10 protein-coding genes are annotated in these 10,596 nt (G+C 75.2%); 4 read left to right on the top strand and 6 right to left on the bottom strand.

Going from position 1 to position 10,596, the window contains the following annotated elements; all coding sequences use genetic code 11:
* Positions 1–15 precede the first annotated feature (15 nt).
* Complete coding sequence (locus SJY06_RS06950) at positions 16–369, bottom strand: hypothetical protein (protein WP_380165982.1); 354 nt, start codon at positions 367–369, stop codon at positions 16–18.
* On the bottom strand, positions 366–1,289 hold the full coding sequence (gene mca / locus SJY06_RS06945) for a mycothiol conjugate amidase Mca (RefSeq protein WP_380165980.1): 924 nt from the start codon (positions 1,287–1,289) through the stop codon (positions 366–368). The genes SJY06_RS06950 and mca overlap by 4 nt, the downstream gene beginning before the upstream one ends.
* A 173-nt stretch (positions 1,290–1,462) precedes the next feature.
* Here mca and SJY06_RS06940 point away from each other — a divergent pair, with 173 nt between their 5' ends.
* Positions 1,463–1,870, top strand: a complete 408-nt coding sequence (locus SJY06_RS06940; protein ID WP_380165978.1) for a DUF4307 domain-containing protein — start codon at positions 1,463–1,465, stop codon at positions 1,868–1,870.
* 124 nt (positions 1,871–1,994) lie between these two features.
* Positions 1,995–2,492, top strand: coding sequence for a transcription elongation factor GreA (gene greA, locus SJY06_RS06935; protein ID WP_380165976.1), 498 nt, complete (start codon positions 1,995–1,997; stop codon positions 2,490–2,492).
* A 64-nt stretch (positions 2,493–2,556) separates the two neighbouring features.
* On the opposite strand, the gene SJY06_RS06930 is transcribed toward greA, so the two are convergent.
* The 4 genes from SJY06_RS06930 to SJY06_RS06915 all read right to left on the bottom strand — a co-directional run bounded on the left by SJY06_RS06930 (position 2,557) and on the right by SJY06_RS06915 (position 6,955).
* Positions 2,557–3,438 carry an ABC transporter permease gene (locus SJY06_RS06930; protein WP_380165974.1) on the bottom strand — a complete coding sequence of 294 codons (882 nt, stop codon included), beginning with the start codon at positions 3,436–3,438 and terminating at the stop codon, positions 2,557–2,559.
* The gene (locus tag SJY06_RS06925) at positions 3,435–4,406 is read right to left on the bottom strand and encodes an ATP-binding cassette domain-containing protein (protein ID WP_380165972.1); all 972 of its coding nucleotides are present in this window, start codon (positions 4,404–4,406) and stop codon (positions 3,435–3,437) included. The genes SJY06_RS06930 and SJY06_RS06925 overlap by 4 nt, the downstream gene beginning before the upstream one ends.
* 105 nt (positions 4,407–4,511) lie before the next feature.
* A complete protein-coding gene (gene ilvA, locus SJY06_RS06920) occupies positions 4,512–5,732 on the bottom strand; it encodes a threonine ammonia-lyase (RefSeq protein WP_380165970.1) in 1,221 nt (406 codons plus the stop codon).
* Complete coding sequence (locus tag SJY06_RS06915; RefSeq protein ID WP_380165968.1) at positions 5,729–6,955, bottom strand: AI-2E family transporter; 1,227 nt, start codon at positions 6,953–6,955, stop codon at positions 5,729–5,731. The genes ilvA and SJY06_RS06915 overlap by 4 nt, the downstream gene beginning before the upstream one ends.
* Before the next feature lie 56 nt (positions 6,956–7,011).
* Here SJY06_RS06915 and SJY06_RS06910 point away from each other — a divergent pair, with 56 nt between their 5' ends.
* Both SJY06_RS06910 and SJY06_RS06905 read left to right on the top strand, forming a co-directional pair.
* On the top strand, positions 7,012–8,475 hold the full coding sequence (locus SJY06_RS06910) for a magnesium chelatase (RefSeq protein ID WP_380165966.1): 1,464 nt from the start codon (positions 7,012–7,014) through the stop codon (positions 8,473–8,475).
* Between the two features lie 3 nt (positions 8,476–8,478).
* Complete coding sequence (locus tag SJY06_RS06905; protein ID WP_380165964.1) at positions 8,479–10,542, top strand: VWA domain-containing protein; 2,064 nt, start codon at positions 8,479–8,481, stop codon at positions 10,540–10,542.
* Positions 10,543–10,596: the final 54 nt, after the last annotated feature.

The following is a 10,596-nucleotide window of genomic DNA, read 5'->3' as shown; positions in this document are numbered from 1 at the left end:
CTCAGTGCCGCGGGTTCAGTGCCGTCGGACCGGCCCGTCGTCGGGATCGTCCCGTCGGTCCGGCCCCGGAGGGTCCTCCGTCGCGGCGGCCGGGCGGCCCGCCTCCTCCGCCGACCGCTCGCGCTCCTCGGCCAGCTTCTCGCGCAGCCGGGCGTCGGCCAGGTCGCTGCGCACCCGGACCCGGCGCACCCGCCGGTTCATGTCCCGGACCAGCAGCACCAGGGCCACGGCGACGAAGAAGGTGACGAGGAACCCGATGGTGCCCGGGGTGACCAGCGACTCGTCCGGGGTGTCCGGGACCAGCTCGGCCGGCTCGGGCGTGGCCTGCAGCACCAGCCCGGTCAGCAGCCAGGACGGTCCTGCGCTCATCGCCGGTCCTGCGCGGCCAGGTGCTCGCGCACCCCGGCGAACAGGTCGTCCTCGACGTCGTCGGGAGCCGTGGTCGCGCCCGGGACGGCGACCGGGCCGCCGACGTGGCTGCGGGCCAGCTCGAACTCCTCCGTCGGCCAGACCTGCCGACGGGTCTCGGCGGGCACGGAGAACCACATGCCGTCCGGGTCGACCTGGGTGGCGTGCGCCCGCAAGGCGGCGTCGGCGGCGTCCAGGTACCCCGCGACCGGCACCTTGGTGGTCACGGCCCGCTCGTCGCGGTCCTCCCAGCGCTCCATCCACTCGGCGAACGGCGACTCGGCGCCGGCGTCCAGCAGGGCCTGGTGGTAGGTGAGGATCTTGGCCTTGGAGAACGTCTGGTTGTAGTAGAGCTTGAGCGGCTGCCACGGCACCTCGCCGTGGCCCACGTACCGGTCGGCGTCGCCGGCGGCCTCGAAGGCCTCCATCGACACCTTGTGGCACATGATGTGGTCCGGGTGGGGGTAGCCGCCGTTCTCGTCGTAGGTGGTCACGACGTGGGGCTTGAACTCCCGCACCAGCCGCACCAGCGGGGCCGCGGCGATCTCCAGCGGCTCCAGGGCGAAGCAGCCGTCCGGCAACGGGGGCAGGGGGTCGCCCTCGGGCAGACCGGAGTCGACGAACCCGAGCCAGCGGTGCTCGACGCCGAGGATGCGCACGGCCTCGGCCATCTCCTTGCGGCGGTAGCCGACGATGTCGCGGACCACCTCGGGGTCGTCCTGCAGCCGCGGGTTGAGCACGTCGCCGCGCTCGCCCCCGGTGCAGCTGACGACCAGGACGCGGGCGCCCTCGGCCACGTAGCGCGCCATGGTGGCGGCGCCCTTGCTCGACTCGTCGTCCGGGTGCGCGTGCACCGCCATCAGGCGCAGCTGCTCGCCCACGTGTGTCCTCCTGCATCATTGGTCCCGAGACCGGGTGCCAGAACTCCTGCCTCCAGTGTCCCCGACCGCGCCGACAGCGCGGAACCGGCCCGGCTGGCGGACGCCGGGCAGCGGCGGAGGCACGACGACGGGCGCGACGACAGGCGAGGACGACCGAGGAGGCAGGAGCGGGTGTGAGCACCGACCAGCAGGGCGCCCGCGATGACGTGGCGGCCCGCTACGCCCGCCCCCGGCGGCGCCGCACGACCCTGGTGCTGGCGGTCCTGGGCGCCGTGGCGGCCGTGGCCGCGTTCTCCGCCGTCACCGCCGCCCTGCTCGACACCGACGTGCGCTGGCGGGACGTGTCCTTCGAGGTCGTCGACGACGAGCTGGTCCAGGTCCGCTTCGAGGTCTACGGCGCCGAGGGCGACCGGGTGCGCTGCCAGGTCCGGGCCGCCGACGCCCGCTACGGCGACGTCGGGCAGGTCGAGGTCGACCTCGGACCGCTGCCCCCGGGCGGGGGCGAGGCGCGGACGGTGCCGGTCAGGACGGTGGCGCCTGCGGCGAGCGCGTCGGTGAGGACCTGCGCGAGCCTGCCGTAGCGGTATCCTGGCTCACTTGCCCTCGAGCGGGGGCCGGGACCGGAAGGCCCCGCGGGGCACGGGCAGGACGACGGCGCAGCACCGCAGCCGCGACCGCCCACCGCAGCGAGACGAGGAGACACGCATGTCCGACACCAGCACCAACGTGACCTGGCTGACCCAGGAGGCCTACGACCGGCTCAAGGCCGAGCTCGACCACCTGACCGGCGAGGGCCGCCTGGAGCTGGCGCGCAAGATCGAGGCGGCGCGCGAGGAGGGCGACCTCAAGGAGAACGGCGGCTACCACGCGGCCAAGGACGAGCAGGGCAAGCAGGAGGCCCGCATCCGTCAGCTGGAGCAGATGCTCGAGGAGGCGCAGATCGGTGCGGCCGGGGACGTCGTCGTCGACGGCAAGGTCCACGCCGGCATGGTCGTCACGGCCGAGGTCGGCGGGGCCGAGGAGCGCTTCCTGCTGGGCAGCCGCGAGATGGCCGCCACCACCGACCTGGACGTCTTCAGCGAGAAGTCGCCCCTGGGCGGGGCCGTGCTGGGCAAGAAGGTCGGCACCAAGACCAAGTTCACCGCCCCCAACGGCCGTGAGATCAGCGTCAAGATCGTCAAGGCGGAGCCCTTCACCGGCTGACGCGCCCCTGTCGCACAGAAGGGCCCCCCACCTCACGGTGGGGGGCCCTTCTGCGTGCCCGTGGTCAGCGGGCGGCGGCCCGCTGGTACTGCCGGACCGTGAGCGGGACGAAGACCGCGAGGATCACGAAGCACCAGATGATCGTGTAGAGCACCGGGTTCTCCAGCGCCCAGCCCTCGGGCGGCGGGATCTCGGCGGGGATGTTGCCGAAGAGCTCGCGGGAGGCCTGGGTCACCGTGGACACCGGGTTCCAGCTGGCGAACCACCGCAGCGGGCCGGGGAAGGTCTCCAGCGGCACGAAGGTGTTGGCGATGAACGTCAGCGGGAAGATGACGATGAACGTGACGTTGTTGAACACCTCGGGCGTGCGGACCAGCAGCCCGAAGAACGCCATGATCCAGCTGATGCAGTAGGCGAAGAACAGCAGCAGCGCGAACCCGAGCAGGGCCTCACCCACCGAGGTGTCGATCCGCCAGCCGATGACCAGGCTGGTCAGGGACATGATGATGATGGTCAGCACGTTGTTGACCACGTCGGCGGTGGTCCGGCCCACGAGGACGGCCGACGGCGCCATCGGCAGGGACCGGAACCGGTCGATGATGCCGGTCTTGACGTCCTGGGCCATGCCGGCGCCGGTGATCGTGGCCCCGAAGATGACCGTTTGCGCGAAGATGCCGGCGATGAGGAACTCGCGGTAGGCCTCGGGGTCCACCTGCCCGCCGAGCGAGATCGCACCGCCGAACACGTAGGCGAACAGCAGGATGAACATGATCGGGCTGATGATCGAGCCGACCAGCAGGTCGGGGACGCGCTTGATCTTGATCAGGTTGCGCCGCGCCACCGTCCAGCCGTCGCCGACGGCGCTGAACGGGCCGCCCGCCAGGTCGGGCCGGGCGGACGCGGTGCGGGCGGGGGCCGGGGCCCCGGTGGTCGTCGGGGTGCTCATGCTGCCGCTCCTGCGGTCTCGTCGGCCTCGGCCCCGTGACCGGTCAGGGTCAGGAACACGTCGTCCAGGGTGGGTCGGCGGATGCCGGCGTCGAGCACCGAGACGCCCGCGGCGTCCAGCGCCCGCACGGCCTCCACCAGCATGCTGACGCCCCCGGTGACCGGGGCGGTGAGGGTGCGGGTGTGCTCCTCGACCCCCACCTCGTTGCCGGTCAGCCCGGCCAGGGCCTGCTGGGCCGGCACGAGCTGGGCGGCCTCGGCCACCGTGACCTCGATGCGCTCGCCGCCGACCTGCTCCTTGAGCTGGTCGGCCGTGCCCTGGGCGATGACCCGGCCGTGGTCGATGACGGCGATCCGGTCGGCGAGCCGGTCGGCCTCCTCGAGGTACTGGGTGGTCAGCAGCAGCGTCGTTCCGCCCGCCACGAGCTCGGCGATGACGTCCCACATGCCCAGGCGGCTGCGGGGGTCCAGGCCCGTGGTGGGCTCGTCGAGGAACAGCACCTCGGGCTCGGCGACCAGCGCCCCGGCCAGGTCGAGGCGGCGGCGCATGCCGCCGGAGTACGTGCCGACCGGCCGCTTGGCCGCGTCGGTCAGGTCGAAGCGCTCCAGCAGCTCCCAGGCCCGGGTCCGCGAACGGCCGCGGCCCAGGTGGTAGAGCCGGCCCACCATGTCCAGGTTCTCGAAGCCGGTGAGGTTCTCGTCGACGGCGGCGTACTGCCCGGACACGCCGATCCGGGAGCGGAGCTCCTTGGCGTCGCGGACGACGTCGAGCCCGGCCACGGTCGCGTGGCCCTCGGTGGGCTGCAGCAGGGTGGTGAGGACCCGGACGGCCGTGGTCTTGCCGGCCCCGTTCGGCCCCAGCAGGCCCAGGACGGTGCCCTGGGCGACGCGCAGGTCGAGCCCGTCCAGGGCCCGCACCTTCTTCCCGTAGGTCTTGACGAGCCCTTCGGCCACGATGATGTCTGTCACGGCTTCGATGGTGGCGGAGGGGACCGACAGTCTGCGAACCATTTCGCGCTGGGCACAGCCCCCGCCCCGGCCGCCCCGACCACCCCGAGGCCCGGGTCAGCAGCCCTAGTCCACGCGGACGCCGTAGCCCGCCTCGCACAGCGCCGCGATCACGGCGTCGCGGTGCTCGCCGCCGCGGGTCTCCAGCTGCAGCGCCACCTCCACCTCGTCCACGTGCAGCCGGGCCTCGGTCCGGCGGTGCTCGACCTCGACGAGGTTGGCGTCGGTCCGGCCGATGGCCTCCAGCAGCTGGCCGAGCTCGCCCGGGCGGTCGGCGATCTGCACCCGCAGCTGCAGGTAGCGACCGGCCGCCACCAGGCCGTGGCGCAGCACCCGGTGCAGCACCAGCGGGTCCACGTTGCCCCCGGACAGCACCACCACCACGGGCGCCTCGAACGCCGTCGGGTCGGCCATGACGGCGGCCACGGCCGCGGCCCCGGCCGGCTCCACGACCAGCTTGGCCCGCTCGAGCATGAGCACCAGCGCGCGGGACAGGTCCTCCTCGCTCACGGTCACCATCCGGTCCACGTGCTCGGCGACGATGCCGAACGGGACCTGCCCGGGCCGGCCCACGGCGATGCCGTCGGCCATGGTCGACATGCGCTCCAGGGCCACCGGGTGCCCGGCCGCCAGGGACGCGGGGTAGGCCGCGGCCTCGGCCGCCTGCGCCCCGACCACCGTCACCTCGCGCCCGGCGCGCCGGGCCCGGGCCGCCGCCAGCGCCACCCCGGCCAGCAGCCCGCCGCCCCCGGTGCACACCACCACCGTGCGCGCGTGCGGCACCTGCTCGAGCACCTCCGACCCCAGCGAGGCCTGGCCCGCCACCACGTCCGCGTGGTCGAAGGGGTGCACCAGCACGGCGCCGGTCCGCTCGCCGAACTCGCGGGCGTGCAGCAGCGCCTCGTCGACGCTGCGCCCCACGAGCTGCACGTGCGCGCCGTAGGCCCTGGTCGCCGCGACCTTGGGCAGCGCGGCACCGACCGGCATGAACACCGTCGCCTCCGCGCCCAGCAGCGAGGCGGCCAGCGCCACGCCCTGCGCGTGGTTGCCCGCGCTGGCGGCCACCACCCCGCGGGCGCGCTCGGCCTCGCTGAGCCGGGCGATCCGGGTGTAGGCGCCCCGGATCTTGAACGACCCGGCGCGCTGGAGGTTCTCGCACTTGAGCCACACCTCGCCGCCCAGCAGGTCCGACAGCGCGCGGTTGCGGACCACCGGCGTGGTGCGGACCGTGCCGGCGAGCGCCGCGCGGGCGCGGTCGAGGTCGGCGTCGTCCAGCGGTGCGCTCACTCGTACTCCTCCACGGGGGCGGTCCGTCGGGCGTCCACGCCCGGCTCCAGGCCGGGTACCCCCGGGTCCCCGGGGTCCTCGGGCGGGGTGGTGCCGTCGGGGTCGGCGTAGGGCACGTTGTGCGGCGCGGCCAGCGAGCGGACGAACGTCACCACCATCGCCAGCAGCGGCACGGCCAGGATGCCGCCGATGATGCCCGCGAGCACGATGCCGGTGGTGATGGCCGCGACCACGGCCAGCGGGTACAGCTCGACGGCCCGGCCCAGCAGCAGCGGCTGCAGCACGTAGGACTCCAGCTGCTGCACCGCGAACACCACGGCCAGCAGGATCAGGGCGGGCACGAGCCCCTGGCTGACCAGCGCCACCAGCACCGCCAGCGCCCCGGTGACGATGGCCCCCACCAGCGGTACGAAGGCGCCGATGAACGTGATCACGGCGATGGGCAGCGCGAACGGCACCCCCAGCACCGCCGCCCCGATGCCGATGCCGAGCGCGTCGACGAACGCGACCACCGGCAGCGCCCGGACGTACCCGGCCAGCGTGCCCCAGGACCGGCGCCCGGCCACGTCGGCCCGCGGCCGCCCCTCGCGCGGCAGCAGGTGGACCAGGAACGACCAGATCCGCTCGCCGTCGGCCAGGTAGAAGAACACGGCGAACAGGGTCAGCAGCGCGCCGGTGAGCACCGACGTGGCGGTGCCCGTCGCGATCACGGCCCCCGACGCCAGGTCGGCCGACTGCTGGACCACCGACGTGGCGGCGTCGGTGATCGTGGTCCGCACGTCGTCCAGGCTTACCCCGAGCACGTCGGCCACGAAGCCGAGGATCTGGTCCAGGCCCTCCGAGGCGGACGTGCCGAACTCCCCGATCTGGCTGGCGATCTGCTGCGAGACCACGGTGATGGCCGCGACCACCAGCGCCACGAACGCCGCCACGGACACCCCGGCCGCCGGGTAGCGGGGCACCCGCAGCCGCAGCAGGCCGCGGTACAGCGGGGACAGCAGCGCGGCCACCAGCACGGCCAGCAGCAGCGGCACGGCCACCAGCTGGACCCGGCCCAGCACCAGGAACGCGAACACGTAGACCGCCGCGCCGACCACCAGCAGCCGCCAGCCCCACGCCGTGGCGATCTCCAGCGCCCGGGGCACCTGCACCGGGGGCGGCGGCACGCGCGCCACGTCGGGCTCGGCGGCGTCGGGCTCGGCGGCGTCGGGCGGCGGCGGCATGGGCCCATCCTTCACCCGACGGGCGTCCGGCGCGGACACGTGCCTACGCTGGTCGTATGTCGGCCGCTGCCACGCCGCAAGTGCCCCACGACCTCCCCACCACCCTCGGCGCCCTGCTCGCCTCGGGCTGGACCTCGCGCGACGTGCGCGCCGAGCTGCGCGAGAACCTGCTCGCGCGGATGCGCACCGGCACGCCGCGCTTCGAGGGCGTGGTCGGCTTCGACGACACGGTCCTGCCCGAGGTCGAGCGCGCCCTGCTGGCCGGGCACGACCTGGTGCTGCTGGGCGAGCGCGGCCAGGGCAAGACCCGGCTGCTGCGCTCCCTGGTGCAGCTGCTGGACGAGTGGAGCCCCCACGCGGCGGGCTCGGAGCTGTTCGAGGACCCCACCGCCCCGGTGCTGCCCGTCACCCGGGCCCGGGCCGAGGCCCTGGGCGACGACCTGCCGGTCGCCTGGCGGCACCGCAGCGAGCGCTACAACGAGAAGCTCGCGACGCCCGACACCAGCATCGGCGACCTGATCGGCGACGTGGACCCGGTGCGCGTGGCCGAGGGCCGGTCCCTGGGCGACCCCGAGACCATCCACTTCGGTCTGCTGCCGCGGACCAACCGCGGCGTGTTCGCCGTCAACGAGCTGCCCGACCTGGCCGAGCGGATCCAGGTGGGCCTGCTCAACGTGCTCGAGGAGCGCGACCTGCAGGTGCGCGGCTACGCGCTGCGGCTGCCGCTGGACGTGCTGCTCGTGGCCAGCGCCAACCCGGAGGACTACACCAACCGCGGCCGCATCATCACCCCGCTCAAGGACCGGTTCGGGGCCGAGGTGCGCACCCACTACCCCGTGGACCTGGCCGCCGAGGTGGACCTGGTCACCCAGGAGGCGGCCGTGGGCCGCGGCGGGGTGGCCCGGGTGCCGACGCACCTGGTGGAGGTCGTGGCCCGCTGGACGCGGGCGGTGCGGGAGTCGCCGTCGGTGGACGCCCGCTCGGGCGTGTCCGCCCGGTTCGCCGTCGCGGCGACCGAGACCCTGGCCGCCGCGGCCGACCGGCGCGCCGCGCTGCTGGGCGAGGACGGGCCCGCCGTGGCCCGGGTCACCGACCTGGAGGCCGGGGTCGGCACGCTGCGGGGCAAGGTCGAGTTCGAGTCCGGCGAGGAGGGCCGCGAGTACGAGGTGCTCGCCCACCTGCTGCGGGTGGCCACGGCCGAGACCTGGCGCGACCGGCTCGGCGGGGCCGACCTGTCCGGGTTCCTGGACCGGGTCGCCGAGGGCGGGCACGTGGACGTCGGCGACGACGTGACGGTGGCCGACCTGCTGGCAGGCATCGGCACCGTCGACGGCCTCGGTGCCGTCTGCGCCCGGCTCGGCCTGGAGGACGCGCCGTCGCCCGCCGAGGTGGCCGCGGTGGTGGAGTTCGTGCTGGAGGGGCTGCACCTGACGCGCCGGCTGGCCAAGGACCCGGTCGAGCCCGGCCGGACCCGCTTCACGGCCCGGACCCGGCCCCGCGCGGTCGGCGAGGACGGCTAGGCCGTGGCCGAGGGCGCACGGCGCGGGCCCGGCCGGGACGACCCCCGACCGGGCCGCGGCTACCGGTACGGCGCCTGGCGGGGCGGGGCCGACCCGCTGGCCCCGCCGTTCGACGTGCGCGCCGCGGTCGACGAGATCGGCGAGGCCGTGCTGGCCGGCGAGAGCCCCGCCGAGGCGCTGCGCCGGATGCTGCGCGACGGCACGGCCTCCCGGCCCGGCCTGGACGAGCTGCGCGCCCGGGCCGCGCGGCGCCGGCGCGAGGTGGCCCGTCGCGGCGACGCCGACGGCGCCCTGACCCGGGCCCGGGCCCGCCTGGACCAGGCGCTGGCCCTGGAGCGCGACGCGCTGGCGCAGCGGCAGGACGACGACGCCCGCTTCGACGAGACCCGGCTGGCGTCGCTGCCCACCTCGACCAGCCGGGCCGTGGCCGAGCTGGCCGACTACTCGTGGACCTCGGCCGAGGCGGCCCAGGCCTACCAGGAGGTGCTGGACGGGCTGCGCGACGACGTCCTGGACCACCAGTTCGACGGCATCTCCGAGGCGCTGCGCCGGATGGCCCAGGACGGGTCCGGCCCGGAGGCCTCGGCCGCCCTGCGGCAGATGATGGCCGACCTGGAGGACCTGCTCGACGCCCACGCCCGGGGCGAGGACACCACCGAGCAGTTCGAGCGCTTCATGGCCACCCACGGCGACCTGGTGCCGGGCGAGCCGGCCGACACCGACGAGCTGATCGACGCCCTGGCCCGGCGCCAGGCCGAGGCGCAGCGGCTGATGCAGTCGATGAGCCCGCAGCAGCGGGCCGAGCTGCAGGCGCTCATGCAGTCCGCGCTGGGTCGCGACCCCGGGCTCGGCGAGGCGATGGGCCGCCTCGGCGACCGGCTGCAGCAGCTGCGCCCGGACATGATGCGTCCCGGGCCCGGCCGCGGCGGGCTCACCGGCAGCGAGCCGCTGGGCTTCGGCGAGGCGGCCGGCGCGCTGGGCGAGCTCGCGGACCTGGACGACCTGCTGGACTCCCTCGGCCAGGAGCACCCCGGCGCCACCCTCGACGACGTCGACGTCGAGCAGGTCGAGCGCGCCCTGGGGCGCAGCGCGGCGCAGGAGGTGCAGGCGCTGCGGGAGCTGGAGCGGCAGCTGCGTGAGCAGGGCTGGCTCACCGGGCCCGCCGAGACGGCCCGGCTGAGCCCCAAGGCCATGCGGCGGCTCGGGCAGAGCGCGCTGCGGGCCATCACGCAGCGGCTGACCGGGCGGGGCCGCGGCGAGCACGACGACGCGCGCACCGGCAGCGCCGGGGAGCCGACCGGGTCCTGGCGCGAGTGGCGCTTCGGCGACGAGCAGCCGCTGGACGTGGTGCGGACCGTGACCAACGCGGTGCTGCGGACCGCGTCGGAGCCCGCCGCCCGGCGGGAGGCCGGTGCGCCGGGCCGGGTCCGGCTGAGCGTCGACGACATGGCCGTGGTCGAGACCGAGACCCGCAGCCGGGCCGCGGTCGCGCTGTGCGTGGACCTGTCCTTCTCGATGGTCAGCGAGGGTCGCTGGGCGCCGATGAAGCGGACGGCGCTGGCCCTCGGGCACCTCGTCAGCACCCGCTTCGCCCACGACTCGCTGCAGGTGATCGGCTTCGACCGGCACGCCCGCACGATGACCACGACCGAGCTGGCGCACGTGGAGCCCGAGTACGTCCAGGGCACCAACCTGGCCCACGCCCTCGCCCTGGCCCGCGAGCACGTGTCCCGCCACCCCGACGCCACCCCGGTCGTGCTCGTGGTCACCGACGGCGAGCCCACGGCCCACAACGAGACCTGGACCAACGCCGACGGCTCGCACGAGGTCGAGGCCGTCTTCGACTGGCCGCCCCGCCCGGAGACGGTGCAGGCGACCGTGCGCGAGGTCGACGCGCTGACCCGGATGCGGGTGCCGGTCGACGTGGTCATGCTCGGCGAGGACCCCGGCCTGGTCCGTTTCGTCGACGCCCTGGCCCGGCGCAACGGCGGCCGCGTGCTGTCGGCCGACCCGGACCGGCTGGGCGGCGCGGTGGTGGCGGACTACCTGCGCGCACGCCGGGGCTGAGGGCCCCGGGGCGCCGCCCCCCCTAGGCTGCAGGCCCTGCCCCGCCGACCGCAC

Source organism: Jannaschia sp. R86511 (genome assembly GCF_042466345.1).
Taxonomy (GTDB): Bacteria; Actinomycetota; Actinomycetes; order Actinomycetales; family JBBAYJ01; genus Aquipuribacter.
This window is presented reverse-complemented; position numbering and strand designations above follow the sequence as displayed.

Coding starts and splice junctions, on each gene's coding strand:
- SJY06_RS06950 (WP_380165982.1), bottom strand. CDS start 369: ATGAGCGCAGGACCGTCCTGGCTGCTGACCGGGCTGGTGCTGCAGGCC.
- greA (WP_380165976.1), top strand. CDS start 1,995: ATGTCCGACACCAGCACCAACGTGACCTGGCTGACCCAGGAGGCCTAC.
- SJY06_RS06915 (WP_380165968.1), bottom strand. CDS start 6,955: ATGCCGCCGCCGCCCGACGCCGCCGAGCCCGACGCCGCCGAGCCCGAC.
- SJY06_RS06910 (WP_380165966.1), top strand. CDS start 7,012: ATGTCGGCCGCTGCCACGCCGCAAGTGCCCCACGACCTCCCCACCACC.
- SJY06_RS06930 (WP_380165974.1), bottom strand. CDS start 3,438: ATGAGCACCCCGACGACCACCGGGGCCCCGGCCCCCGCCCGCACCGCG.